This window comes from Acidisoma sp. PAMC 29798 (assembly GCF_030252425.1).
GTDB classification, from domain to species: Bacteria; Pseudomonadota; Alphaproteobacteria; order Acetobacterales; family Acetobacteraceae; genus Acidisoma; species Acidisoma cladoniae.
In genome coordinates this window covers 1168634-1193811 of the sequence record NZ_CP126994.1, presented here as the reverse complement: position 1 = coordinate 1193811, position 25178 = coordinate 1168634, and the positions used below count along the sequence as shown (strand labels likewise).

At 62.7% G+C, this 25178-nt stretch carries 24 protein-coding genes; 9 read left to right on the top strand and 15 right to left on the bottom strand.

Features of this window, described 5'->3' with window-relative positions; genetic code table 11:
• The first annotated feature begins 76 nt into the window (after positions 1–76).
• Positions 77–742 carry a TetR/AcrR family transcriptional regulator gene (locus QP803_RS05715; RefSeq protein WP_284946800.1) on the top strand — a complete coding sequence of 222 codons (666 nt, stop codon included), beginning with the start codon at positions 77–79 and terminating at the stop codon, positions 740–742.
• Positions 742–2157: a M20/M25/M40 family metallo-hydrolase gene (locus QP803_RS05710; protein WP_434082910.1), complete on the top strand. Its 1416-nt coding sequence runs from the start codon at positions 742–744 to the stop codon at positions 2155–2157. The genes QP803_RS05715 and QP803_RS05710 overlap by 1 nt, the downstream gene beginning before the upstream one ends.
• Positions 2158–2207: 50 nt before the next feature.
• Here the strand turns inward: QP803_RS05710 and QP803_RS05705 are convergent, their stop codons facing one another.
• The 4 genes from QP803_RS05705 to QP803_RS05690 are packed head-to-tail and all read right to left on the bottom strand — an operon-like array spanning position 2208 to position 5237.
• Positions 2208–2678: a GNAT family N-acetyltransferase gene (locus tag QP803_RS05705; protein ID WP_284946798.1), complete on the bottom strand. Its 471-nt coding sequence runs from the start codon at positions 2676–2678 to the stop codon at positions 2208–2210.
• A 9-nt stretch (positions 2679–2687) separates the two neighbouring features.
• Positions 2688–4055, bottom strand: coding sequence for an alpha,alpha-trehalose-phosphate synthase (UDP-forming) (locus tag QP803_RS05700; RefSeq protein ID WP_284946797.1), 1368 nt, complete (start codon positions 4053–4055; stop codon positions 2688–2690).
• 3 nt (positions 4056–4058) lie between these two features.
• The gene (otsB, locus tag QP803_RS05695) at positions 4059–4796 is read right to left on the bottom strand and encodes a trehalose-phosphatase (protein WP_284946796.1); all 738 of its coding nucleotides are present in this window, start codon (positions 4794–4796) and stop codon (positions 4059–4061) included.
• A gap of 39 nt (positions 4797–4835) precedes the next feature.
• Positions 4836–5237 (bottom strand): YraN family protein, encoded by a 402-nt coding sequence (locus QP803_RS05690; RefSeq protein ID WP_284946795.1) that lies wholly within the window; start codon positions 5235–5237, stop codon positions 4836–4838.
• A gap of 77 nt (positions 5238–5314) precedes the next feature.
• Here QP803_RS05690 and QP803_RS05685 point away from each other — a divergent pair, with 77 nt between their 5' ends.
• Entirely contained in the window at positions 5315–6439 is a 1125-nt protein-coding gene (locus QP803_RS05685; protein WP_284946794.1) for an aldose epimerase family protein, read from the top strand.
• Positions 6440–6595: 156 nt separating this feature from the next.
• Here the strand turns inward: QP803_RS05685 and QP803_RS05680 are convergent, their stop codons facing one another.
• The 5 genes from QP803_RS05680 to betB form a co-directional block, all read right to left on the bottom strand.
• A complete protein-coding gene (locus tag QP803_RS05680; RefSeq protein WP_284946792.1) occupies positions 6596–7213 on the bottom strand; it encodes a ParB-like protein in 618 nt (205 codons plus the stop codon).
• 14 nt (positions 7214–7227) lie between these two features.
• Positions 7228–8772, bottom strand: coding sequence for a cryptochrome/photolyase family protein (locus tag QP803_RS05675; RefSeq protein WP_284946791.1), 1545 nt, complete (start codon positions 8770–8772; stop codon positions 7228–7230).
• A 6-nt stretch (positions 8773–8778) separates the two neighbouring features.
• Positions 8779–9168: a DUF2177 family protein gene (locus QP803_RS05670; protein ID WP_284946790.1), complete on the bottom strand. Its 390-nt coding sequence runs from the start codon at positions 9166–9168 to the stop codon at positions 8779–8781.
• 115 nt (positions 9169–9283) lie between these two features.
• Positions 9284–10939: a choline dehydrogenase gene (gene betA, locus QP803_RS05665; protein ID WP_284946789.1), complete on the bottom strand. Its 1656-nt coding sequence runs from the start codon at positions 10937–10939 to the stop codon at positions 9284–9286.
• On the bottom strand, positions 10939–13017 hold the full coding sequence (betB, locus tag QP803_RS05660) for a betaine-aldehyde dehydrogenase (RefSeq protein WP_284946788.1): 2079 nt from the start codon (positions 13015–13017) through the stop codon (positions 10939–10941). Before betB ends, betA begins: the two co-directional genes overlap by 1 nt.
• A 273-nt stretch (positions 13018–13290) precedes the next feature.
• On the opposite strand from betB, the gene QP803_RS05655 reads away from it, so the two are divergent.
• From QP803_RS05655 to QP803_RS05635, 5 genes are all read left to right on the top strand, one after another.
• Positions 13291–14247, top strand: coding sequence for a choline ABC transporter substrate-binding protein (locus QP803_RS05655; protein WP_284946786.1), 957 nt, complete (start codon positions 13291–13293; stop codon positions 14245–14247).
• A gap of 109 nt (positions 14248–14356) precedes the next feature.
• Complete coding sequence (gene choW, locus QP803_RS05650) at positions 14357–15208, top strand: choline ABC transporter permease subunit (protein ID WP_284946785.1); 852 nt, start codon at positions 14357–14359, stop codon at positions 15206–15208.
• Between the two features lie 2 nt (positions 15209–15210).
• Entirely contained in the window at positions 15211–16416 is a 1206-nt protein-coding gene (choV, locus tag QP803_RS05645; RefSeq protein WP_284946784.1) for a choline ABC transporter ATP-binding protein, read from the top strand.
• A 97-nt stretch (positions 16417–16513) separates the two neighbouring features.
• Entirely contained in the window at positions 16514–17155 is a 642-nt protein-coding gene (parA, locus tag QP803_RS05640; protein ID WP_284946783.1) for a ParA family partition ATPase, read from the top strand.
• A 2-nt stretch (positions 17156–17157) separates the two neighbouring features.
• Positions 17158–17949 (top strand): phosphate/phosphite/phosphonate ABC transporter substrate-binding protein, encoded by a 792-nt coding sequence (locus tag QP803_RS05635; protein ID WP_284946782.1) that lies wholly within the window; start codon positions 17158–17160, stop codon positions 17947–17949.
• Here QP803_RS05635 and QP803_RS05630 read toward each other — a convergent pair.
• Entirely contained in the window at positions 17886–18923 is a 1038-nt protein-coding gene (locus tag QP803_RS05630; protein ID WP_284946780.1) for a fatty acid desaturase, read from the bottom strand. The genes QP803_RS05635 and QP803_RS05630 overlap by 64 nt on opposite strands.
• Before the next feature lie 119 nt (positions 18924–19042).
• Here QP803_RS05630 and QP803_RS05625 point away from each other — a divergent pair, with 119 nt between their 5' ends.
• Positions 19043–19906 (top strand): helix-turn-helix domain-containing protein, encoded by an 864-nt coding sequence (locus QP803_RS05625; protein WP_284946779.1) that lies wholly within the window; start codon positions 19043–19045, stop codon positions 19904–19906.
• 108 nt (positions 19907–20014) lie between these two features.
• On the opposite strand, the gene QP803_RS05620 is transcribed toward QP803_RS05625, so the two are convergent.
• The 5 genes from QP803_RS05620 to QP803_RS05600 all read right to left on the bottom strand — a co-directional run bounded on the left by QP803_RS05620 (position 20015) and on the right by QP803_RS05600 (position 25097).
• On the bottom strand, positions 20015–20785 hold the full coding sequence (locus tag QP803_RS05620) for an L-iditol 2-dehydrogenase (protein ID WP_284946778.1): 771 nt from the start codon (positions 20783–20785) through the stop codon (positions 20015–20017).
• Positions 20782–21609, bottom strand: a complete 828-nt coding sequence (locus QP803_RS05615) for a carbohydrate ABC transporter permease (RefSeq protein ID WP_284946777.1) — start codon at positions 21607–21609, stop codon at positions 20782–20784. The genes QP803_RS05620 and QP803_RS05615 overlap by 4 nt, the downstream gene beginning before the upstream one ends.
• A complete protein-coding gene (locus tag QP803_RS05610; protein WP_284946776.1) occupies positions 21606–22535 on the bottom strand; it encodes a carbohydrate ABC transporter permease in 930 nt (309 codons plus the stop codon). Before QP803_RS05610 ends, QP803_RS05615 begins: the two co-directional genes overlap by 4 nt.
• A gap of 151 nt (positions 22536–22686) precedes the next feature.
• Positions 22687–23994 carry an ABC transporter substrate-binding protein gene (locus QP803_RS05605; RefSeq protein WP_284946774.1) on the bottom strand — a complete coding sequence of 436 codons (1308 nt, stop codon included), beginning with the start codon at positions 23992–23994 and terminating at the stop codon, positions 22687–22689.
• Positions 23995–24122: 128 nt separating this feature from the next.
• A complete protein-coding gene (locus QP803_RS05600; protein WP_284946773.1) occupies positions 24123–25097 on the bottom strand; it encodes a sugar-binding transcriptional regulator in 975 nt (324 codons plus the stop codon).
• Positions 25098–25178: the final 81 nt, after the last annotated feature.

Genomic DNA, 25178 nt, shown 5'->3' with positions numbered 1-25178 from the left:
ACCGAACGGTTCGGTTAGCCGCTTGTATGATAGGTTCGAGGCCGCCATTGTCAAACCTGCGACAGGAAGACGGCAGTTGACACAGAGCGAACCGACCCCGACCGACCCTCTCTCGCCCGAACGGCGCAACGCCATCATCGATGGTGCTGGACGGGTTTTCGCGCGAGATGGCTATGAGGGCGCGAGCATGGCGCAGATCGCGAAGGAAGTGGGCGTCTCCAAGGGCACGCTCTACAATTACTTTCCGAGCAAAGCGGCGCTGTTCAGTGCCTTCATCGCCGGCGGCTGCGACCAGACGCTCAAATCCATCCTCGCCGTGGCCCCACAGACGAACGACCCCGAGGAGACGCTCCATCGGGTCGGGATCGCCGTGCTGGAAATGCTGTTGTCGCCGTTTCGGCAGGCGATTCACCGCATGGTGATGTCCGAAGCCGCACAGTTCCCGGAATTGGCGCGCGCCTTCTTCGAGGCCGGCCCCCAGCGCGCGTTGAACTACCTCGCTGACTGGCTGCGTGACGAGACGATCAGCGGCCGTCTGGCCGTGGCGGACCCCGACTTCGCGGCGGAGCAGTTCTTCGCGCTGTGCCAGACAAAAATCGTCATGCGGTCGCGCCTGCGACTAATCGACCGGCCCGAGAGCGCCGAGATCGAGCGGGTGGTCCAGGGGGCGATTTGCTTGTTCCTGAAGGCCTATGCCGCGTCTTCAGGACCCGCCCATACGCTCAAAGGACAGCGCGCATGATGACCGCCGAAGACCGGATCACCGAGGTGCTGCGCCGCCTCGACACCGGCCAGGATGACGCCCGCGCCCGGCTGTTCGAGTTGCTTCGTATTCCGAGCATCAGCGCGCAGCCGGCCCATGCCCCGGATTGCGCCGCCGCCGCCCGCTGGCTGGTGCATGAATTTGCCGCCATCGGCTTTGAAACGGCGCTGCGGGAAACGCCGGGCCACCCGATCGTAACGGGCTATTACCCCGGCCCCGACCCGGCCACGACGGGCGCAACCGTGCCACATGTGCTGTTCTACGGCCATTACGATGTGCAGCCGGCGGACCCGCTGGAACTGTGGACGAGCCCGCCGTTCGAGCCACAGATGGTCGAGGGGCCTCACGGCCCGCGCATCGTGGCGCGCGGCGCGGTGGACGATAAGGGTGAGGTCGTGGCCTTCCTCTGTGCCTGTCGGGCCTGGTATCTCGCGACCGGCAGCCTGCCCATCCGCATCACGCTGCTGATCGAAGGCGAGGAGGAGATCGGCGGCCCCAACCTCGACCATTTCATGGCCGAGCATCGGGCGGAGCTGAAAGCCGATATCGCGCTGATCAGCGACACCAATATGTGGGACATCGCCACACCCGCGATCACCACGCAGTTGCGCGGCATGGTCTATGTGCAGATCGACCTCGTCGGCCCCTCTCGCGACCTGCATTCCGGCAGCTATGGCGGTGCCGTGCTCAACCCGATCAACGCCCTTACCCGCATCCTGGGCGATCTGCATGACGCCGAGGGGCACGTGAAGATCCCCGGCTTTTATGACGGCGTGGCCGAAGTGCCGCCGGCTCAGGCCGCGCAATGGGAGGCTTTGGGCTTCGACGAAGCCGCCATGCTGGCCGGCATCGGCCTTTCCGTGGGTGCGGGGGAACTCGGCCGCTCGGCGCTGGAGAAGCTATGGGCGCGGCCGACGGCCGACCTCAATGGCATCTGGGGTGGCTATACCGGCATCGGCGCCAAGACGGTCATCGCCTCCGAGGCGCATGCGAAACTGTCGTTCCGACTGGTGCCGGGCCAAAACCCTGAGACGGTCTTGGCGGGACTGCGAGAGTTCATCACGGATCGCACGCCGCCCGGCGCGCGGATCACCCTCCAGGAATTCGGGGGAAACCCCGGTGTCGCGGTGCCGACCGAGGGTCCGTTCATGTCCGCCGCCATCGCGGCGCTGACTGATGAGTTCGGCAAGGCGCCGGTGTTGATGGGCTGTGGCGGTTCGATCCCCGTGGTTGGCTCTCTCAAGAGCCTGCTCGGCCTCGACACCATCCTGATGGGCTTTGGGCTGGAGGACGACCAAATCCACAGTCCGAACGAGAAGTTCGAATGGCGTTGTTTCGAGGGTGCGGCGCGCAGCCACGCCCGGCTGCTCGGCAAGCTCGGCGCGATGACATAGGCGTGGACGGCGGATAACGCTGCGCTCATCCGCCAAACGCCGATCGCCGCCTAAAACAACTCCCGCCGCATCAAACAGACCGTGCGACCACGGTCGGACGTCAGTCGCTCCGTGACCCAGCCGAGACGCGCATAAAAAGCCTCCGATGATCCGGTGTAGAGCCAGAGGCGGCCCACCCCGGCCGTGCGGGCTTCATCTTCCACGCAGCGCACCAGGCGACTGGCATAGCCTCGGCCACGATACTGCGGCTGCACATACACACTCGCGAGCCATGGCGTCAGCGGCCATTCCTCATGAAGGTCGTGATGCGTCAGACTCGCGGTGCCTGCAGGCTCTTCATCGGCGAGCAGCACGAAGGCCTGCTCAGGCCCACGCGCTGCGGTCTGAGATTCAATTGTGACCGTTGCCTCATCCAAGGTCTGCCCATAGCTGCCGAACGCCTCCTGCTGCCACCATGCGACGAGGCGCGCGAGATCCGGGCGCTCCGCGATGGTCACGATCCGCACGTCCGAACCGTCCATCGCCGGACCTCAGGGCCTGAGAGCGACGAGGAAGGTTTCGGTGAACTTCTGCGGCGTTCCCGCCCAGACCTTCTCCCGCAAAGCCTGCCAACGCTCCTTGCGTTCGGGCAATTCCATATTGATCGCCTGATTGATCGCCTCCGCCACCTCATCGGCGTCGAAAGGATTGACGAGCAAAGCCTCCCGCAATTCATCGGCGGCGCCCGCGAAACGCGACAGGATCAGCACGCCCGGATCGGCGCTCGATTGCGCGGCGACATATTCCTTCGCCACCAAGTTCATACCGTCACGCAGCGGTGTGACCAGACCGACACGGGCAACCCTGTAGAAGCCGGCAAGGCTTTTGCGGCTGAGGGCGCGGGTCATGTAGCGGATGGGAATCCAATCGAATTCAGAATAGCGCCCGTTAATATCGCCAACCAGGCGATCAAGCGTGCGGCGAAGCTGCTGATAGCGATCGACATCTTCCCGCGAGCGCGCAGCGACCTGAAGCATCGAGACCTTGCCGCGATGTTCGTCAAAGCGTTCCAAAAGCTGGTCGAAGGCGCGAAACCGGTTGGGCAGGCCTTTGGAATAGTCCAAACGGTCGGCACCGATCACCAGCGCGCGGCTGAACAGACTCTCACGAATGCGCTTGACCTCGGCGCCCCGCACCGAACGCGCCGCCGTGGCCGCAAATTCCTCGGCGTCGATGCCGATGGGATCGCTGATCGCCTTCACGCGCCGGCCCTCATAGACGAAGCTGTCATCTGCGTCCGGCACGATATGCAGCATATCGGTGATGCAGGCGAGAAAGGCGTGCTTGTGATCATCGGTATGAAAGCCCACGACGTCATAGGCACATAGCGCCTTGAGCAGTTCGATGCCGCAAGGCAGCGCATCCAGCAATTCCGGCGGGACGAAGGGAATGTGCAGGAAGAAGCCGATGCGGTGCTTGGCCCCGCGCGCGCGCATCTCCTGCCCCATCGTGAACAGGTGATAGTCATGCACCCAGACTAGATCATCGTCGTTCAAGATCGGGAGCAGCGCATCCGCGAAATAGGCGTTGACGGCGCGATAGCCGGCATATTCGTTGCGGTGATAGTCAAGGAAGTCGAGCCGGTAATGCAACAGCGGCCACAGTGCGCCGTTCGAAAAACCGACATAGAACTCGTGATATTCTTTTTCGGTCAGATCGACGGTGGCATAGGTGACGCCGAGCGCATCATGCAGCGTCGGGGTCCTGCCCTCGACCGAATGACCCTTTTTGCCACTCCAACCGAACCACAAGGTGCCGGGCTGCAATCCACTGCCGAGCGCGACGGCCAAGCCGCCGGCGCGCGGCGCCTTCTCGGTCGGAATTTGTACGCGGTTGGAGACGATGACGAGGCGCGACAAATGCTATCCTTCCGAAGGGGGGACGGCGCGCAAATGCACCGCCTGTGCCGCAAGCCACGCCCGAACCTGGGCAGGCTCACCGCCGAACACGCGCGCGACATGAAGGCCGTAGCCACCAAACTCCTCTGCGGCCTCCATGCCTTCCTCATCTGTCACGTCATCGCCGATGAAGATGGGGATGCGGCCTTGGAATGGTGAGACCCGCATCAGCCGTCGCACCACATGGCCCTTGCCGACGCCCCGGCGCCGGATTTCGAAGGCCATTAGGGCCGGCAGCAACTCGGCCTCGCCCTCGGCTTGCACGATCAACGCCCGCATGAAGGCTTCGATCTCGGCGGCATAGACCGGCGCCTGGCGAAAATGGATGACCAGACCGACGGTCTTCTCCTCCAGGAAGGCGCCCGGCCAGCGCGGCAAGGCGGCCTTGATCCTGGCGATCCAATCGTCCCGCCAGATCAAGCCGCCGGTATCCTCCTCGATCACACCATCGGGCAGAAGGATGCGGGCGCCGTGCTCGGCGGCCGCGCAGAGGCCATCGATCGGCATAAATGACACGATATCGTGAAGCGGCCGGCCGCTGACGATGGCCAGAGCACCCCCGAGGGAGGTGCGCAGGCTGGTCAAAACCTCCGGCAGTTCCGGCGCCACCCAGACGAGGTCATGACGCGGCGCGATATCGAGCAGCGTGCCATCGAGATCGAGGAAGAGCGCGGTGTCAGGCGGAAGGTCAGGAATCGTCATGCCGCTCCCATAGCCCAGATGGTCGCAGGCGCCAAAGCCTCAGCCTTCATCGCGAAAAGCGTCCGGCACATGCCGCACGCCGCCCCGCGCGTCCACGAGCCAGACATCGAACCGCACGCCCGCGAGGCCCCAGCCGGGATTGGCGCCGAGCAGAATTGCGGCGGCTGCGGTCAGTCGGCGGCGTTGCCGCGCCCCCAGGGCATAGGCCGCCGTCTCCAGGTCTCCGCGCGCCTTGACCTCGATCAGGGTCAGCAAGCCAGCGCGCTCGGCGACGATATCGACCTCGCCCGCGAGGGTGCGCAGGCGCTGGCCGAGGATGACCCAACCGGCGGCGGCAAGTGCCGCCACCACCCGTGCCTCGGCCTCGACGCCGCGTCTCTGCGCGCGGCGGCCCCGCACGATCTTTCTCGGGGCGATCTTCTGTGGCGCCTCATTTTCCAAGCGGCGTCCCCCCGTGGGTGCTGGGCTTGGCGCCACTCTGGCAGTAGGTTCGCCGCAACAAAAGAAGGAGCCGCACCATGACCGCCACCGATGGCACGCGATTTGGACAGACGGGAACGGACCAGAACGGCGACACAATCGGCCTCACGCATCGGACCTTCGGCACCCTATCGGACGGGCGGATGGTGACGGAATACAGGATGCGCAACGCCGGCGGCCTGGAAGTGCGATTCCTCGACCTCGGCGGCATCGTGACCACCATGCTGGTCGCGGATCGGCAGGGGCGTTTTGCAAATGTCACACTCGATCAAGCGGATATGGCGGGATACGAGGTCAATCCGGGTCATTTCGGAGCCTTGATCGGCCGCTTTGCCAATCGCATCGGCGGTGCGTCCTTCGTGCTCGGTGGCAAAACCTATCCCTTGGCCGCCAATGACGGCCCGAATACGCTGCATGGCGGGTTGAAGGGCTTCGACCGCGCGATTTGGTCAGTGAAATCTGCACAGAGCGGCCACGCCCTGTCCGCCGTCCTTTCCCATGTCAGCCCGGACGGCGACGAGGGCTTCCCCGGCATGCTGAAGGTCGAGGTCGTCTATAGCCTGAATGACGAGAACGAGTTTCGCATCGACTATCGTGCCGAGACGACGGCGGAGACGGTGATCAACCTCACCAACCATGCCTATTTCAACCTGGCCGGCAACGACCAGGGGTCGGTGCTCGACCAGATCGTCAGCATCAACGCGGATCTCTATACGCCGGTGGACAATGGCGGCATTCCGACCGGGGAGATCGCCCCGGTGGATGGCACGCCCCTCGATCTACGGCAGGCGAAGCCGATCGCGGCCGGCATTCGTTCGGCGCATCCGCAAATCCTGAAGCAGCGCGGCTACGACCACAATTGGGTGCTCAACCAGCCTTCGCCGCATACGATGACGCGGGCAGCCACGGCTTATGACCCGATCAGCGGGCGCATCATGGAAGTCGACACGACCGAGCCCGGTGTGCAGTTCTACACTGGCAATTATCTCGGTGGCGGCACCGCCGGCACGGCGGGCGTCGCCTATCGCCAAGCCGATGGCTTCTGTTTCGAGACGCAGCATTTTCCGGACTCGCCGAATCAGCCGCATTTCCCGACCACGGTGCTGCTACCTGGGCATAGTTTTCGGTCGAGCACGGTGTATCGCTTCAAGACGGATGCGTGACTCTTTGTAGAATCGTCACCCGCGCACTTGATGCGCGGGCCTACCCGTTCAGGCGCCCAAACAAGGTGCAGGCGCCACGCGGGGTAGGTCCACGGGTCAAGCCCGTGGATGACGATGGTAGTATGAGGGCGTCTCCCACTTGATCATCGTGCGCGATTAATCCGCAGAGGGCTCGGCGCCGGACCAGCCGGGCAGGTTCTTGGCCTCCATGCTTTTGGCAAGGTCGAGCGCCTTCACCAAAGCGGTGCCAAAATCCTTCTCGACAAGCTCCAGCTTGATGCGGCGGCGTAGGAAATCCGCCCAGGTGAACTCGAAGAAGGGACGTGCATTTTTGGCGAGACCGCCGGCGCGGATCAGTTCGCCAACGAGACTGCGAAACGGATCGTCGGTGAGGTCCGTGAGGCTTTTGGGGATCTCGGACAGGTCGCGGCGCTTGCCCGACGCGTCATAAGCATGACACCAACTGTTGTTATCCAGAAAGCTCCAGAACTCGTCCTTGTCGACGTCTTCGAGGTCGGCAATCACATAGACCGCGACGAGGGGCGCCTTCTCGTCCAGAAGCGCCTTCGCGAAGTGGTGGTGATCGACGATGTAATGCCGGCCCTTGGGTCCGATGACGGCCGGCACGGCATGGCTTCTGAGCATCTTGGTGCGGCCCGCGATGTCGGCATCCCGCCAGGCGCGCCGCTTGATCTCCACTTCGCGAAAACCCAGCGTCATCTGCGTCGGGCGCAGGTCGGTGACGGGAACGCCAATCGGAACGAGATCGGGCATCTTAGGTCTGCCTCTCAATACTCTGTTGTCAGCGCAGCGAGGAAATCACTGGCCTGCGTTTGGATGGCCGCCTGCTTTGCGCCCTCCATCCGGCCGAGCGATGCATATATCATCGCCATCCTATGATTGCCGCGCAATTCAGGTGCCTTCTCGATGATGAAGTTCCAATAGAGAAAGTTGAAGGGACAGGCATCCGGCCCCAAACTCTGCTTCACGTCGTAGCGGCAATGACGGCAGTAGTCCGACATGCGGTCTATATATTTGCCGCTCGCGGCATAGGGTTTCGATGCCAGATAACCGCCGTCGGCATAAAGAATCATGCCGTGGACATTGGGCAATTCCACCCATTCATAGGCGTCGATATAGACGGCGAGATACCAGGCCTCTACCTCAGACGGGAGGGCACCGATCAGCAGAGCAAAGTTTCCCGTCACCATCAGGCGCTGAATGTGATGCGCATGCGCCAGCCGTCGTGTCTGATCGACGCATTGGCTAAGGCAGTTCATGTCGGTCGGCGCGCCCCAATAGAGTCCCGGCAAAGCGCGATCGGCGCCGAGCCGATTGGTTTGGGCGTAATCGGGCATCTTCAGCCAATAGAGACCACGGATATATTCGCGCCAGCCCAGGATCTGGCGAATGAATCCCTCCACGGCGTTGAGCGGTGCCAGCCCGTCTCGCCAAGCCGTTTCCGCCGCATCGCAAACAGTGCGGGGGTCGAGCAGGCCGGCATTGAGGTAGGGCGACAAAACGGAGTGAAACAGCCGGTCCTCGCCCTGCCGCATCGCGTCTTGGTAGTCGCCGAAGGAAGCCAGCGCATGGGTGACGAAATGCGCCAGAGCGCGCCGTGCATCAGACGCCGTCACCGCATAATCGAAACCGTCCAGCGTGCCGAAATTGTCGGGGAAGCGGGCGCCGACCAGGGCCAGAACCTGCTGAGTCATCGCATCTGGGGTCACGAAAAAAGCAGGTGGCATATCAAGCTGCTTCGGCACCGGCTTCCGGTTATCCGCGTCGAAGTTCCAGCGCCCACCGGCAGGCTCACCATCGGCATCCATCAGCAAGCCTGTTGCGCGCCGCATCTCCCGATAGAAGAATTCCATGCGCGGTTGGCGTTTGCCCTCCGCCCATTGGCGAAAGCGCGGCAGCGGACACAGGAACCGGTCATCCTCGCGGATCTCCACCGGAACGCCGGCAGTCTCTTCCCACATTTGCATCGCATCCAGGACGCGCCATTCGCCGGGATGCGTGACCACGACAGAAGCAGCTCTGTGACGCGACACCGCGCGCGCGAGTTCCGTGCCGAAGGCGCCGGTATTGGCGGGGTCGTCCAAGGTCACGTAATCGACGGTGAAGCCCTCGGCGCGCAGTTCCGCCGCGAAATGGCGCATGGCCGAGAAGAGGAAGGCGATCTTCTTGGGGTGATGCGGCACATAGACCGTCTCGTCCGCAACTTCCGCCATCAACACGACGTCACGTGCCGCATCCGCGTCACGCAGGGACGCAATCGCTCGGGACAGCTGATCGCCCAGAATAAACCGCAGCACGGGCTGTCGCGTCATGGGCACTTAAAGCGTCCGGCGCAGCACGGCCCAGGCGGCTGTCGAGACAGCAGAGGAGAGCACCGATCCCCAGAGAATATCGGCGACGGTAATGCCGATGTTCCAGTTCTTGAGAATAGCAAAGTTTGTCAAATCATAGGTCGCGTAAGTGAAAAGACCGAAGAGCGCGCCGTAGGTCAGCACCCAGACGATGCCGTTCGGCACGCCCGGCCGCGCCACAAAGATCATGATGCCGAGCATATCGACGAGGTAGAACAGCACTGCCGGAACGATCCGGATGCTGGGCGCCAGCATATCCCCCAGCACCGCCCGATAGCTTGGGCCAGTGAGGGTGAGCCAAACGGCATCGAGTGCCACGAAGACGATGAGACCGGCGATATAAGCAAGAATGATCATGGGATACCTCCAAGCGGCGGTTAGGGAATTACCGTCATCTCCCGACTTGATCGGGGGATCCATGGGCGCCCATGGATAAGCGGATCAAGTGCGCGGATGACGAGCACTCCACCAATCACCTTTGCGCGGTCTGCCAGTGCGGCGCGACGAAATACGGCGCATTGGACGCCGCCAGCATCGGCCTGCCCATAATGTGATCCGCCGCCTTCTCACCAATCATGATGGTCGGCGCATTGAGATTGCCGGTGGTCAGGCTCGGCATGATGGAACTATCGACCACGCGCAAAGCCTCCATGCCGATTACCCGCGTCTCGGGATCGACGACGGCCATGGGATCGGCGGGGTCGCCCATCTTGCAGGAACAGGACGGATGATAGGCACTCTCGACCTTGGCGGCGATAAAGGCGTCGATCGCCTCATCATCCACCACATCCGCACCCGGCTGGATTTCCCGGCCACGATAGGGCGCGAAGGCCGGTTGCTGAAAGATTTCGCGCGTCAGACGCACGCAGGCCCGCATCTCCTCCCGGTCCTCCGTGTGGCTGAGATAGTTGAAGAACACGCGCGGCTTGTCGGCGGGATTGGCGGAGCGCAGCTTCACCCAGCCACGACTTTTGGATCGCATTGGGCCGACATGCGCCTGCATGCCATGCTCGGTCGCGAGACTATTGCCATCGTAAGAGACGGCAAGAGGCAAAAAATGATATTGAATGTCGGGAAACTGTATCCCCGCCTTGCTGCGAATAAAGCCGCAAGTCTCGAAATGATTGGTCGCACCCAGGCCATCGCGGCGCAGCATCCAGCGCATGCCGATGAGACCCTTGGCCCAGAGGGACTGTGACGAGAACAAAGTGATGGGTTGCGACACCGCCATCTGGAAATAGAATTCCAGATGATCCTGCAAATTCTCCCCCACACCCGGACGGTCGGCGACGACATTGATGCCGTGTTCGCGCAATTCTGCCGCGGGACCGATGCCGGATAGCTTGAGCAATTGCGGCGAGTTGATCGGTCCACCGGACAGAATGACCTCTCGCCGCGCCCGCACCTCATGCGCTGTGCCGCCGCGCTGATACCGCAAGCCTACGGCGCGACGACCGTCCAGAACAACCGATGTCGCCAGAGCAGAACTTCGGACCTCAAGATTCTTTCGGCCGCGTGCCGGGGCGAGATAGGCATTGGCGGCGCTCCAGCGCTGGCCACGACGGACCGTCATGTCCATCCGCCCAAAGCCTTCCTGCTGGAAGCCGTTGATGTCGGTGGTCTCGGGATAGCCCGCTTGCTTTGCAGCATCGATCCAGGCGCGATACAGCGGATTCTTCATCGGTCCGTAGGATGTATGAAGCGGCCCATCGGCACCGCGATAGGCATCGCCGCCCTCTTCGCGCGTTTCTGCGCGACGGAAATAGGGCAGCACATGGCGGTAACCCCAGCCGCGTGCGCCCGCGCTTTCCCAGCCCTCGAAATCCATGGCATTGCCGCGCACATAGACCATGCCGTTGATCGAGGAGGAGCCGCCGAGCACCTTGCCGCGCGGCGTATGCATGCGGCGGTCGTTCAGATGCGGCTCGGGCTCCGTCTCATAGAACCAGTTGTATTTCTTGCGGTTCATGGGAATCGACAAGGCTGCCGGCATCTGTATGAAGATCGACTTATCGGATCCGCCATATTCCAGCAGCAGAACCGTGGTTGTGCCGTCTTCCGTCAAGCGGTTCGCCAGCACGCAACCGGCCGAACCCGCACCGACGATGATATAGTCGAATTCTTCCATTAATAAGGCGCCTCGATATCGGTCAGCGCCACATAGACGCTCTTGATTTGGGTATAGTGGTCGAGCGCGGTGCGGCTATTCTCCCGCCCGAGGCCCGACATTTTATAGCCTCCGAACGGCAACTCGATTGGCGTGATGTTATAGGTGTTGATCCAGCAGGTCCCGGCTTCGAGTTGGGCAATCACCCGATGGCCCCGCGCCAAGTCCTTGGTGAAGATGCCAGCACTAAGGCCGAATTCGGTGTCATTGGCACGGGCGATGACCTCCTCCTCCGTATCGAAGGTCAGCACCGTCATCACCGGGCCGAAGATCTCCTCCCGCACGATGGTATGACCGTCATCGCAACCGTCGAAGATCGCGGGTGAGACGAAGAAGCCGTCCCGCGCCACACGCTGCCCGCCGCAGAGCAGGCGCGCGCCCTCGGACACGCCTTTGGCGATATAGCCGAGGACCTTTTCCATATGCGCTTCGGAAATCAACGCGCCGACCTGCGTGGCGGGGTCGAGCGGATCGCCGACCACCATGGCGCGGGTCCGCGCCACCAGACGTTCGGTGAAGCGTTCCTGCACGGAGCGATGCACGAAGACGCGGGTGCCGTTGGAGCACACTTCGCCGGCCGAGTAGAAATTGCCGAGCATGGCGCCCGACACCGCATTCTCGATATCCGCATCCTCGAACACGATGATCGGCGATTTGCCGCCGAGTTCCAGCGTGACGTGCTTGAGCGTATCGGCGGCATCCGCCATTACGCGTTTGCCGGTCGCGACCGACCCCGTGAGGGAGATCTTGGCAATGCCGGGATGGCGCGTGAGCAGCCTGCCCGTCTCCCCGAAGCCGGGCAGAACATTGAAGACGCCGTCCGGCACGCCCGCTTCCGTCATGATCTCCGCGAGCTTCAGCGCTGTGAGTGGCGTGAGGTCGGCGGGTTTGAAGATCATCGCATTGCCGCAGGCGAGTGCGGGCGCCGATTTCCAGCAAGCGATCTGCAAGGGATAGTTCCAGGCACCGATGCCGGCGACGATGCCGAGCGGTTCGCGCCGCGTATAGCCCATGGCGTTCGGGCCGAGATCCACGCTCTCACCTGTCAGCCCGCCGACGATACCGGCGAAATACTCCAGGCAGTCGGCGCCGGAGATGACGTCCACGACGCTGGTTTCCTGAATGGGCTTGCCGGTATCGCGTGTCTCCAACTCGGCTAGTTCATCGTTGCGCTGACGCAGGATATCCGCGACGCGGCGCAGCACGCGTCCACGCTCCATGCCCGTCATGCGCCGCCAGATCTTTTGGCCAACCTTGGCGGCGGTAACGGCGGCCTCCACTTGCGCGGCCCCCGCGATTTCGATTTCCGCTAGCGCCTCCCCGGTCGCAGGATTGCGCGTGACGAAGATCTCCGCCTCCGCATTCGGGGCAGCACGGCCGTCGATCCAGGCGGCGTAACGGGGCAGCGCCGAAGCGCCAGTGGGGAGCATTTGGGGCATGACGGCGTCTTCCATACTGGCGGCGAGTTGGGTGTCGATGAAACCGGCGGCGATGCGCCGCGCGACCTCGGCATCCTCCGGACTCCAGGAGGCCGCGAGCGTCGTGCGCAACCAGAGACCGTCGATAATGGCGGCGATGATGACGGCGAGGCGCTCGGTTTCCCCCGCCGGGGCGAGGTCTCGCAGGGCGTGGCGCAGGTTGGAGAGGACGCGACGCTGGTAGATGCGCTGGACGCGTTTCAGGCGGTCGGAATGGATGGCCTGGCCCCAGAAGGCGAGCCAGACCGTTCCGGTCTGGAAATCCATCTCCTCGGGCGCGAGATTGGCATCGACCACCGCCTGAAGGCGAGCGCGGGGCGTGGCGGCTTCCCGCAGGCGGACGGCGGCGGCCCGGCTGAGGCGCGCCGCGAGTGTCCGCAGCGTCGCCTCCAGCAGACCGTCCTTATCCCCAAAATAATGCGCGACGAGGCCCGCAGAGACGCCGGCCTGTTTGGCGATCAGCCCGAGCGTCGTCGCCGTGAAGCCGACGCGCGCCATCACCAGGATGGTGGTATCGATGAGTTGCTTACGGCGAACGTCTTCCGAATCCCGGCGCGACACGCGACTCTCCTCCCGTGACTCTTGCGACCTTTGTATGATTGCTTGAACGTGCAATCAAGCTACCCTGACGGCGTTCCGGAAATGGTTCGATATTGTGCAAGCGCCGCCCAATAAGCAGGCAAATTGTCCGATTTCGATGGCAAATTCTAGGGAAATTTGAAATTCGGGGTGTAAAAAGACGTGACCAGATCGGAACATTGAAAGTATGTTCAACTCTCGGCCCGGGCCTGTGGCACGAGCCATTCGATTCCGTTAGGCACAAGGAAACGCACCATGCGTAAACATCTGCTTCAGGCTGCGGCGATGCTGGGTGTGACGGCCCTGATGGGCGCCGGCGTGGCACAGGCGGCGGCCGATCCCGCCTCCTGCAAAACCGTCAGCTTCTCCAATGTCGGCTGGACCGACATCAGTGCGACGACGGGCACGGCCAGCGCCATTCTGACGGCGCTCGGCTATACGCCGACGACGACGATGCTCTCCGTCCCCGTGACATACGAAGAGATGAAGGACAAGAAGATCGACGTCTTCCTGGGAAATTGGATGCCGACGATGTCCGACAACATCAAGCCCTATGTCACCGCCAAGACGGTCGATGTCGTGGTGCCGAACCTGGAAGGTGCAAAATACACCCTCGCCGTTCCGACCTATCTCTATGACAAGGGACTGAAGTCCTTCGCGGACATTCCGAAGTTCTACGACCAACTCGACGGCAAGATTTACGGCATCGAGCCGGGCAATGACGGCAATCGCCTGATCCTCGACATGATCAAGAACAACACCGATGGCGTCGGCAAGTTCACGCTCGTGCAGTCCAGCGAGCAGGGCATGCTTGCCGAAGTCTCGCGCAAGACGAAGCATAACCAGGGCATCGTCTTCCTCGGCTGGGAACCCCATCCGATGAACAGCAAATACGACATGAAGTATCTGTCGGGCGGTGACGCCGTGTTCGGTCCCGACTACGGCGGCGCCACGGTCTATACCAATACCGCCGCCGGCTATACGGCGATGTGCCCGAACGTCGGCAAGCTGCTCACCCAGCTTAAGTTCACGCTCGACATGGAGAACCAGATCATGGGTTCGATCATGTATGACAAGCTCGACCCAATGCCTGCCGCGCAGAAGTGGCTGAAGGCCAATCCGGATGCCATGACGCCGTGGCTTGCCGGTGTGACAACCGCCGACGGCAGCGCCCCGGCCGAGCCCGCCGTGAAGAAGTCGCTGGGGCTGTAGATCTTTGGCGGATAACGCTGCGCTCATCCGCCCTACCGCACGTCGTAGGGTGGAAAAGCGCAGCGTCTTCCGCCACTAACGTGCCACCAAGCAGATAACGGAGCGCCTGATGCTGAACGGCCTTGCCGATACCGTCGCCGGACATAAAATTCCCATCGGCGACTGGATCGCGAGCGTCGTCAATTCGATCAGCGGGTCGGACTTTATCGATGCCGTCTCCAACGGCATCGCCGCCGCCATCAATGGCGTCACTTTCGTGCTGGAAGCGATCCCGACGATCGTTCTGATCCTCGGTGTCGTGGTCATCGCCTATGCCATTCGCAGGTCCTGGAAGCTGTGCCTGTTCGTGCTGCTGGCGCTGCTGTTCATCCTCAACCAGGGCTATTGGACGGCCACCTTGGAGACGCTGTCGCTGATCATCTTCGCGACCGTGATTTCCATGCTCATCGGTGTGCCGATCGGCATCGCCTGCGCCCATCGGCCGTGGCTCTTCGTTATGGTCCGGCCGATGCTGGATCTGATGCAGACCCTGCCCACCTTCGTCTATCTGATCCCGACGCTGGTGCTGTTCGGCCTTGGCGCCGTTCCGGGCCTCATCTCGACCATCATCTTCGCCCTGCCCGCCCCCATCCGCCTGACGCAGCTGGGCATCGCCTCCGTGCCGCCGCCGCTGATCGAAGCGGGCGAAGCCTTCGGCGCGTCCAAGACGCAATTGCTGTGGAAGGTCGAATTGCCCCATGCGCTGCCGACCATCATGGCCGGCCTCACGCAATGCATCATGCTCAGCCTGTCGATGGTGGTGATCGCTGCCCTGGTCGGCGCGGGCGGCTTGGGTGTGCCGGTGGTGGAGGCACTCAACTCCGTCCGCGTCGATATCGGTTTCGAATCTGGTCTGTGCATCGTCGTCTTGGCCGTCATTCTCGATCGGGTTTGCCGCCCCCGTGAAAACCGCGAGGGCTGATCATGAGCGCGCATCAGCCTGTCATCGAATTCGCCAATGTCGATATCCTGTTCGCGCCCGCCGGCCGCAGAGGCAGAAGTGCCAAGGCCGAAGCCATCCAATTGATGGACCAGGGCCGCACGCGGGAGGAGATTCTCGCCAAGACCGGCGTCGTCATGGGCGTGAAGGATGCCTCTCTCACTGTGCGGGAGGGTGAGATTTGCGTGCTCATGGGTCTGTCGGGTTCCGGCAAATCGACGCTGCTGCGCGCCGTCAACGGCCTCAACAAAGTCACGCGCGGCCATGTGTTGGTGCGGAACGAGGGCAAGCAGGTCGATGTCGCGAATTGTGACGCGGCGACGCTCCGCTTCATGCGCACGCGGCGCATCGCCATGGTGTTCCAGCAATTTGCGCTGCTGCCCTGGCGCACGGTGCGGGAGAATGTCGGCCTCGGGCTGGAACTGCGCGGCGTGTCCGCCAGCGAGCTTCGCCGCATCGTGGATGAGAAACTGAAGCTCGTGGCGCTCGACAAATGGGCGGATAAATACGCGCGCGAGCTGTCGGGCGGCATGCAGCAGCGCGTGGGCCTCGCCCGCGCCTTTGCGACGGATGCCGATATCCTGTTGATGGACGAGCCCTTCTCGGCCCTCGATCCGCTCATTCGCACCAAGCTGCAGGATGAGCTTCTGGCCCTCCAGAAAGAAGTGAAGAAGACCATCATCTTCGTCAGCCATGACCTGGACGAGGCGCTGAAGCTGGGCAACCAGATCGCCATTCTCGAAGGCGGCAGCATCATTCAGGCGGGATCGCCTGAGGATATCGTGCTGCGGCCGGCCAATGAATATGTGCGCGAATTCGTGCAGCACATGAATCCGCTGAACGTGCTGCGTGGCCGCACCTTCATGACCCCAGTCGATCGGCTGGTGATGCGCGACGGCTGGGCCGTGCTCGACCATCATCGCCCGATCCTCATGCGCGCGCATGAAATGACGGCAGCCGGTGTCACCGTGCCCATCGCCGCCATGGAGATGGAAGGGGACGCGCCGCCGCGTGGAAGCTGTGCCGCCATCAGCAGCGAGGCGACGATGAAATCGGTCATCCAGCTGCGGCAGGCGACGGGCATGCCGGTGTTGATGACGGAAGGCGGCCGCGTCGTGGGCATGTGCGGGGAGGATGAGATCCTGCACGCCCTAGCCTCCGACGCATGGCAGACGATGCAGACTGCGTAGGTGCCGGAAGGCGGATAACGCTTCGCTCATCCGCCCTACGAATCGCGCGGCGTCGGTGTAGGGTGGAAAAGCGCAGCGTATCCACCGGAGTCCCCCCATGGCCTTGGTCATCACGGTTGCCCAGCAGAAGGGCGGCGCCGGCAAAACCATGCTGGCCGCGAACTTGGCGGCCGTCCTGGCGACGCGCCAGAAAGTCTGCCTGCTCGATATCGATCCGCAACGCAGCCTGATGCGCTGGCACGCCTTGCGGGAGAGTCAGAGCAAGCCCCTGCCCGCCATCACCTTCTCCGACGTGTCGGGCTGGCGCCTGAAGCTTGAAATCGACCGCCTCAAGAAAACCCATGATGTCGTCATTGTGGATAGCCCGCCGCAGATCGATACCGATGCGAAACTCGCCATCCGCAGCGCCGACCTCGTGCTCGTGCCCTTGCAGCCGACGCCGCCCGATCTTTGGGCCGCCGAAGGTACCGTGGCACTCGCGACCTCGGAAAAACGGCCGGTGCGGCTGGTGCTGAACCGCGCACCCACCGCCTCGACACTGCGCAGCATAGTCGAGCGCGATATTGCGACGGCGGGCTTTACGCTGCTGACCGCGACACTGGGCAATCGCGCCGGCTTCGCGAACGCTTTCGCGCAGGGCATGGGCGTGACCGAGGCGAGCCCGAAATCCCAAGCCGCGCAGGAGGTCCGGGCTCTGCTTACCGAGATCGACAGCATCGTCACGGAGGCGGTTCGCTGAGCATGCGCGTCGCTCGACTGCCGATGTATTCCCTGCCGGAAATGGCGGCGGCGCGTGCCGCCTTCTGGGACCGTCTCCGCGCCGGACTGGGGACGAAGGATGTGCCCGACCACATTTCGCCCTCCTCTGGCATCTTGCCGGAGACGATCACGCCGAACACCCTGTTCAGCCAGATGTGCGGCTATCCCCTGCTGCGCTTCTACGCCGGACAATACCGGCACCTGGGAACGCCGCTCTATGATCTGCCGGGTTGCGGCATGGGTGCGGATGGCGTGCCGACCCACTGCTCCTTCATCGTGGTGCGCAAGGACGCAGCCTTCGCGACGATCGGCGATTTGCGCGGCCGCCGCTTCGTCATGAACGGGCGGGATTCCAATTCCGGCATGAACCTGCCGCGCGCGCTGTTTGCCCCGCTGGCCGAGGGCCGCGCCTTCTTTTCGGAGGTCATCGTGTCGGGCGCCCATGTCGCGAGCATGGCGACGGTCGCCGCCGGCCACGCAGATGCCGCCGCGATCGACTGCGTCACCTATGGGTTCTGCGCGCTGTATCGACCTGAGGCGGTGGCGGGGCTACGCATCATCGCGGAGACACCGGTGAGCCCGGCGATTCCCTTCATCACCGCGACGGCAACCCCGCCCGACATAGTCGCGGCGCTGACGCAGGGTCTAGCGGCGATGCCGCCCGATGACGGCTTGCGGGTTACGGAGATCTTGCCGCCGCGACCCGAGGCTTATGAAGCAATTTTGGCCTTGGAAGAGGGTGCAGCCGCCTTGGGATATCCCGACCTCATCTGACGCGACCGGCTGGGCAGCGGGGCGCGCGGCGCATCATGGCCCGGATGGACGCCCTCATGATGCGGCGTCAGGGCGAAGTGGCGAACGACGTCCCAATAGCCATTGTAAACGAGGCCCCCATTGGCCGCGATAATGGCTGCACGATTGGCGCGATAGTGGGCCGGGATGCGATACCAGGGCAGGCCCGGCCGCCCGTGATGCACGGCGTGAAGGTTGTTGTAGAGAAACAGCAACCCGAGGATCGGCGCGTTCTCGACGATCGCCGTGCGCTCCGCATGGGTCTCCGCCGCCCGATGCTCGGCGAAGGAGCGGATCAGGGCAAGCGACCGGCTGGGGAGGACGAAGAATAGGATATAGGCGCCGAGCGACATGCCGCAGACGCCGATGACCCAGGCGAGGATGACAGCGACCCCCAGCAGATGCGGCATCCAGATGCGGAGCGCAACGCGGTCGCCACGCAGGCAACGCTTCCCCTCGCTCCACAGAAACAGGAGGATGCTGCGCACGGCGCCCACGGTGATGCGACCGAGGAAGGTATTGCGGAAGCGCAGGAAGGCGCGCGCCGGCGACCCCATGCGCCCGAAACGCTCGGGTGTCAGATAATAGGTTTCGGGGTCTTCCAGCGGATCGGTGAGATGCTCGTCCCGATGATGGCGCAGATGCATGCGGCGGTAGACCATATAGGGCAGCCACAGCGTTAGCGGCGGAAAGCCGAGGGCGTCATTGATCCCGCGCCACCGCGTCGGGTGGCCGTGCAGCACCTCATGCTGGAAGGACATCTGCCAGGCCACAAACCAGCCGCCACCGATGACGAGGAAGGGCCAAGGAATTGCCGCGTGGAAGAAGGTCAACGCGGCCCAGCCGCCGTAGATGACGATCGCGAGCAGACAGGTCGGCCATTCCACGGCGGGACGGTGCGACCTGAAGGCGATGCGATTCGTAGCCTGTTCCATACCCTTATGGTGATCGCGCAAGAGCCGATCCTCAAGCGGTATACCAGTCCGTGATCGTAGTTAATGCGCATGTTCCGTTGCAAATGTCCCGAAACAAACCCGTTTGATGATAATCCGCCCCATATGCTATTGATACGCACATGAGCTTCACATCCGCCGATCGCGCTGAGCTTGTTCGCGTCTTTCGCGAACGACTTCAGCAAGTGATGAACCGCAGTCCTGGCGGGCACAGCGCTTTTGCGCAAAGCGTCGGCATGGATCGCTCGACGCTGTCCCAAATCCTGTCGCCGGCAAATGACCGCCTCCCCCGCCTCGAATCCGTGGCCGCCATTGCTCGTGTGGGGCAGGTCTCGCTCGACTGGCTGCTCGGCCTGCGGGAGGTCGAGGCGCAGGAGGTCGGTCTTCTCACCGACAGTCTGAGCATCGAGAGGGATGCGATTTCCCCGGTCGATGAGCGGCTGATGCGCTGGCACGAGGAAGCGGCGGGCTACAAGATCCGCCATGTGCCGAGCAGTTTCCCGGATGTGTTGAAGACCGAGGAGGTCATCGCCTTCGAATACCGGAACTTCATCGCCCTCTCCCCGCAGCGGCGGATCGAAATCACGCGCTCCCGCCTCGATTACCTGCGCCGCCCGGAAACGGATATGGAGGCGGCGACGGCCATGCATGTCATCGAAAGCTTCTCACGCGGTGAGGGCCGCTGGCAGGGGCTTTCCGCCGATTCCCGCCGCGCGCAGATCGAGCATCTGGTGGCGCTGTGCGAGGAGCTTTATCCCCGGTTCCGCTGGTTTCTGTATGATGGGTTGGAGCTGTATTCAGCGCCGGTCACCATCTACGGGCCGATCCGCGCGGCGGTCTATATCGGTCAGAACTACCTGGTGATGCAGTCGCGTGACCATATCCGGTCCCTGATCGGGCATTTCGATCAACTCGTGCGATCGGCGAAGCTGGGGCCGACCGATATGCCGATCTATTTGCGCAGCTTGCTTGGGAATTGTCGGTAGCAAAGTTGCGGTGGGTTTGGTGGATTGCGCTTCGCTCATCCACCCTACGAGTCACCGCCGCGTGACCAAGTCGTAGGGTGGATGAGCGCAGCGTCATCCATCAATCCCTCAGCTCATCCAGTTGCCGCCATCGACATTGAGCGTCTGCGCGACGATGTAATCGGCGTCAGCGCTGGCAAGGAAGACCGCCGCGCCGACCATATCATCCACACGGCCCATGCGGCCATAAGGCACTGCCAGACCGACCTGGCGCTTCTTCTCGCCAATCGGCAGATTCTGGTATTTCGCAAATTGCGCGTCCACCACGTCCCACATCGGCGTATCGACGACGCCCGGCGCGATGCCATTGACGTTGATGCCGAACTTGATGAGTTCTAGGCCCATGCTCTGTGTCAGGCTGATGACGGCCGCCTTTGAGGCGCAATAGATCGCCACAAACGCCTCCCCCCGGCGCCCGGCCTGGGAGGCGAAGTTGACGATCTTGCCGCCCTCGCCCTGCGCAACCATCTGCCGGGTGACGGCTTGGCTGGTAAACAGCAGACCCTCGACATTCACGGCGAACTGCTTGGCGTAGCTGTCTCGCGTGATCTCCAGCAGCGGCGCCATTTCGAAGATACCGGCATTGTTGACCAGAATGTCGATCCGCCCGGCCTGGGCGACGACGGCCTGAACCATCGCGTCGATCGACTCTTGCTTCGTGACATTGAGGCCGAGGCCGATGGCGTCGCGCCCGATCTCAGCCGCGACTGTCTTGGCGGTGGCCTCGTTCATATCAGCCACAACCACCCGCGCGCCCTCATCGGCGTACCGCGCCGCGATGGCACGACCGATGCCACCCGTGCCGCCGGTGATGATCGCGACTTTGCCCGCTAGCTTCACTTCACTGCTCCGAAGGTTAGACCACTCACGAGCTGCTTCTGACTGATCCATCCGAAGATGAGAATAGGCGCGATCGCGAGGACTGATGCTGCGGAAAGCTTGGCCCAGAACAGGCCCTGCGGCGCGGAGAAGGACGCGATGAAAGCGGTCAGGGGCGCCGCATTATGCGCCGTGAGGTTAAGGCTCCAGAAAGCCTCGTTCCAGCACAGGATGATGCAGAGCAGGCCGGTGGAGGCGATGCCCGGCAGCACCAGTGGCAGCAGCACATGCACCAGAACCTGCCGCAGATTGGCGCCATCGATGCGGCTCGCCTCGATGATGTCCTTCGGCAGGTCACGGAAGAAGGTGAACAGCATCCACACCGCGATCGGCATATTGCTCATTGTATTGATGATGATGAGGGATGTGCGGCTGTCGAGCAGCCCAGCATCGCGCACCAGCAGATAGATCGGCACCAGCACGCCGACGGCGGGCAGCATCTTGGTCGATAGCATCCACAGTAGCAGGCCGCGGGTGCGCGCCGTCGGGTAGAAGGCCATGGCGAAGGCCGCCGGCACCGAGACCAGCAGCGTCAGAAACGTCGCACCGACCGAGATCGCGACGCTATTACCGGCGAAGAGCAGGTAGTTCGCCTCGGAGAAGATGGCGCGGTAATTCTCCAAGGTCGGCATGAAGAACAGCAGCGGCGGCGTTTGCACCGCCTGCACTTCGGTCTTGAAGCTGGCGAGTGCCATCCAGGCGATGGGAAAGAACATGATGAGGGCGGAGACCCAGGCGATAGTGCCCGCGACCCAATGGCGTTGCTTGGCGACCGAGTGGCTCATACCTCAAGCCTCCTGCCGACGCTCCGCGTGAGGAAGGCGGAGACGATGTTGGCGAGCACGATCGCAATCACGCCGGCAGCGGACGCACCGCCCACGTTGAAGGCGAGCAAGGCGCGCTGATAGATGAGGAAGGTCAGGTTGGTGGTCGCGTAGCCGGGGCCACCCGCCGTGGTCACGTAGATCTCGGCAAAAATTCCGAGCAGGAAGATCATTTCGATCATGATGGTGACCGAGATGGCGCGCGACAGATGCGGAAGCTGGATGTTGAAGAAGATGTCGATGACGCTCGCACCGTCCAGCCGCGCTGCCTCCAACTGCTCCTCATCCATCGATTGCAGGGCGGTGAAGAGAATCAGGAACGCATAGGGCAGCCATTCCCAGCACAGAATGATCATGATCGAGGTGAGCGGGAACTGCCCGAACCAATCGATCGGCTGGAATCCGAAGAAACGCGCGATGGCGGCGAACAGGCCGCTCACCGGATGCATCAGCAGATTCTTCCAGACCAGGGCGCTGACTGTCGGCATTACGAAGAAGGGCGAGATCATCAGCACCCGCGCGATGCCTTCGCCGGGGAAGGATTGGGAGAAGACAGCCGCGAGGACAGAGCCGAGCACGATGGTGATGACGATAACGCCGACCACCAGGATGACGGACACCACCAGCGAATGCAGAAGGGCCGGATCCTCCAACAGGTATTTGAAATTGTTGAAGCCGGCCCAGCCGTGAATCATCGGATTGAGCAGGTTGTAGCGCCGGAAGGCGAAGAACAGCGTCATCGCCAAAGGCACGATCATCCAGATCAGCAGCAGACCGACAGAGGGCGCGAGAAGAGGCAGGGTGTTGACGCCACCACCGACCTTTTTCTTCTTTCTGCCGCTCTTTGCTGCTGGGTCGCTTACCGTCGCGCCCGTGGCCATGCTCATAACGATCCTCCCGCTTAGACCTCTGCCGCCGGCCTTAGGCCTGTTCGGCGTATTTCAACAACACCCACGTGGACGATACTCGCCTGAAAAGTAAACGGCCCGACGGAGAACCGTCGGGCCGTTCGTTACGCACGCCGGCCTGATCGTGCCTTTAATTCGTGTAGCCGGCCTGCTGCATGGTGGAGACCACCGAGGCCTGGGCCTGCTTCAGCGCGCCATCGACCGTGCTCTGCCCGGTGAGGGCGGCGGCGATCAACTGGCCAACCGTCGTGCCGATCGACTCGAACTCAGGGATCGAGACGTATTGCACGCCGGTATAAGGCACCGGGTTCAGGGTCGGGTGGTCGAGGTCGGCCGTTTCGATGGCCTGCTTCACGGCAGGGGCGAAGGGCGCGGCCTTCAGATAGTCGGGGTTCTCATAGGTGGAGATACGCGTGCCGGGGGGCAGCGTGGTCCAGCCATTCTCCTTGCCGACCAGGTTGATATAGTCCTTGGAGGTTGCCCAGCCGATAAAGTCCTTGGCGACCTCAGCCTTGGTCGAGGTCTTGGGGATGGCGAGCGCCCAGGACCAGAACCAATGCGAGCCATGCGGGGTCACGTCGACCGGGGCTGCCGTGAAGGCGGTCTTGTCGGCGACCTGGCTGCTGCTCGGGTCATAGATCATGCCGGCGCCGGAGGTGGCGTCGATCCACATGGCGCAATGGCCGGTGGCGAACAGCGCCTGATTCTCATTGAAGCCGTTGGAGCTGGCGCCCGGCGGGCCGTAATCGGTGAGCAGGTGGATGTAGAAGGTCACCGCATCATGCCAAGGCTGGCTGTTGAGCTGTGCGTTCCACTTCATGTCGAACCACGAACCGCCATAGGTGTTCACGACGGTGTCGAGGAAGGCCATGTTCTCGCCCCAGCCCGGCTTGCCGCGAAGGCAGATGCCGTATTGCTGCTTGCTCTTGTCAGTGAGCTTGGCGGCGAAGCCGTCGATGTCCTTATAGGTCGGCGCGGCCGGCATGGTCAGGCCGGCGGCCGCGAAGAGATCCTTGCGGTAATAGGTGAAGGAGCTTTCGGCATAGAAGGGCAGTGCGTAGAGATTGCCACCCTGGCTCAGCGCCGCGCGGACCGACGGAAAGACGTCGTTGTAATCGTAGTCCTTGATGTCACCGACGGCGGTGAGCCAGCCCTGCTTGCCCCAGATCGGCGTCTCGTACGAGCCGATCGTGATGATGTCGAACTGGCCACCATGGGTCGCGATGTCGGTGGTCACGCGCTGGCGCAGCACGTTCTCTTCCAACACGACCCAGTTGATCTTGTTGCCGGTCTTCTTCTCCCAGGTGGGGGCGAGCTTCTGCATGACGACCATCTGGGAGTTATTGACGGTCGCGATGGTGATTGTTTCGGCCTGGGCTGCCAGGCAGGTGCCGGACAGCAAGACAGCAGCGTAAGCCGCGATATTTCTAAGACGCATTTCCGGTTCCCTTAGCGTTCTAATATTTTGTGAGCTACGTCACGTGTCGGGCGTATGCTCAGGCGGTGGGCAGAACATCAAGTCGCAGGCCAGATGTCAAGTGGCCTTTCCGCTGCATTACACGACGGTTAAGGCGCGAGAAGCGCTTCCGCCGTCGCTTCGTCCGTAATCAGGCCGTTGATCATGCCACCGTCCATGGCAGCACGAATGGCGCCGAGCTTGTTTTCACCGAAGGCGGCGCCGACGCGGAGCGCATTCGTCTGCAAGGCAAGTGGCCATACGCCGGCCACGCGCGCGTTCACGGGACCATCGAGAAGCCGCCCCGAACTGTCATAAGACCATCCGGTAATCTCGCCGACGGCACCGCCTTCAAGCAGTTCGGTCAATTCCAGATCCGACACGCAACCGTCGCTATGCAACGAACCCTGCCAGGCGACAGCGCCAATCCCGACCAGCATGCAGCGCGCCTGGGGCAGCAGGTCTCGCATAGTGGCGTAGGGCTGCTGTTTCTGCAGCACGTCACGCTCCTCGATTGTCGCGGCGATCACCGGGCTGGGCAAAGAAAAACATTGCGCACCGGACCGTTCAGCGATTCGCAAGACCGGGTCGAGCGCAATGGCGCGACCCATGGGCAGAATGCTGCCGCACAGCGAAAACACTTTATGCTGCGGTGCGGTCATCGGTGACAGCTCATTTGCAATCGCGCGCAGTGTGCGGCCCGTGCCAATGCCCAGGATGATGGGCGCCCGCTGAGACAGCCATTTCTCCAGGAACTGAGCGCCGGCGATGGCGATCGATCCCAAGGTGCTTTTCGCACTGCCCATGGTCGGCACGACTTCACACAGAGAGAGGTTGAAGCGCCGGGACAAGGCGTCCCCCGCTTCCATGCACGGGCCGATTTCGTGATCGAATCGGAATTTGATCAGCTTTTCGGTCAAGGCCAGTGAAATCAGACGCTGCGCCGCCTGACGAGAGATGTTGAGTTGACCCGCCACCTCATCCTGCGTGCGCCGGCCGACATAGTAGAGCCAGGCGGCACGCGCGGCCTGCTCCAATCTCATTCCCTGTTGCGACCTTGTTTCCAAGGCCAGTCTTTCGCTCATTCGTTTCCGCCTCGGATGTCCCTGCATCCTTCGGCGCGAAGTATTGTTCGCTTCCTGGGCATATGCCAAGCCCGTCATGAG

Excerpts from the sequence above, each read along its gene's own strand:
- QP803_RS05670 (WP_284946790.1), bottom strand. The coding sequence starts at position 9,168 with ATGATCATTCTTGCTTATATCGCCGGTCTCATCGTCTTCGTGGCACTC.
- otsB (WP_284946796.1), bottom strand. The coding sequence starts at position 4,796 with ATGACGATTCCTGACCTTCCGCCTGACACCGCGCTCTTCCTCGATCTC.
- QP803_RS05615 (WP_284946777.1), bottom strand. The coding sequence starts at position 21,609 with ATGAGCCACTCGGTCGCCAAGCAACGCCATTGGGTCGCGGGCACTATC.
- QP803_RS05680 (WP_284946792.1), bottom strand. The coding sequence starts at position 7,213 with ATGCCCGATCTCGTTCCGATTGGCGTTCCCGTCACCGACCTGCGCCCG.
- parA (WP_284946783.1), top strand. The coding sequence starts at position 16,514 with ATGGCCTTGGTCATCACGGTTGCCCAGCAGAAGGGCGGCGCCGGCAAA.
- QP803_RS05675 (WP_284946791.1), bottom strand. The coding sequence starts at position 8,772 with ATGACGCGACAGCCCGTGCTGCGGTTTATTCTGGGCGATCAGCTGTCC.
- QP803_RS05705 (WP_284946798.1), bottom strand. The coding sequence starts at position 2,678 with ATGGACGGTTCGGACGTGCGGATCGTGACCATCGCGGAGCGCCCGGAT.
- QP803_RS05710 (WP_434082910.1), top strand. The coding sequence starts at position 742 with ATGACCGCCGAAGACCGGATCACCGAGGTGCTGCGCCGCCTCGACACC.
- QP803_RS05600 (WP_284946773.1), bottom strand. The coding sequence starts at position 25,097 with ATGAGCGAAAGACTGGCCTTGGAAACAAGGTCGCAACAGGGAATGAGA.
- betA (WP_284946789.1), bottom strand. The coding sequence starts at position 10,939 with ATGGAAGAATTCGACTATATCATCGTCGGTGCGGGTTCGGCCGGTTGC.
- choW (WP_284946785.1), top strand. The coding sequence starts at position 14,357 with ATGCTGAACGGCCTTGCCGATACCGTCGCCGGACATAAAATTCCCATC.
- QP803_RS05685 (WP_284946794.1), top strand. The coding sequence starts at position 5,315 with ATGACCGCCACCGATGGCACGCGATTTGGACAGACGGGAACGGACCAG.
- QP803_RS05605 (WP_284946774.1), bottom strand. The coding sequence starts at position 23,994 with ATGCGTCTTAGAAATATCGCGGCTTACGCTGCTGTCTTGCTGTCCGGC.
- QP803_RS05635 (WP_284946782.1), top strand. The coding sequence starts at position 17,158 with ATGCGCGTCGCTCGACTGCCGATGTATTCCCTGCCGGAAATGGCGGCG.
- QP803_RS05655 (WP_284946786.1), top strand. The coding sequence starts at position 13,291 with ATGCGTAAACATCTGCTTCAGGCTGCGGCGATGCTGGGTGTGACGGCC.
- QP803_RS05625 (WP_284946779.1), top strand. The coding sequence starts at position 19,043 with ATGAGCTTCACATCCGCCGATCGCGCTGAGCTTGTTCGCGTCTTTCGC.
- QP803_RS05610 (WP_284946776.1), bottom strand. The coding sequence starts at position 22,535 with ATGAGCATGGCCACGGGCGCGACGGTAAGCGACCCAGCAGCAAAGAGC.
- choV (WP_284946784.1), top strand. The coding sequence starts at position 15,211 with ATGAGCGCGCATCAGCCTGTCATCGAATTCGCCAATGTCGATATCCTG.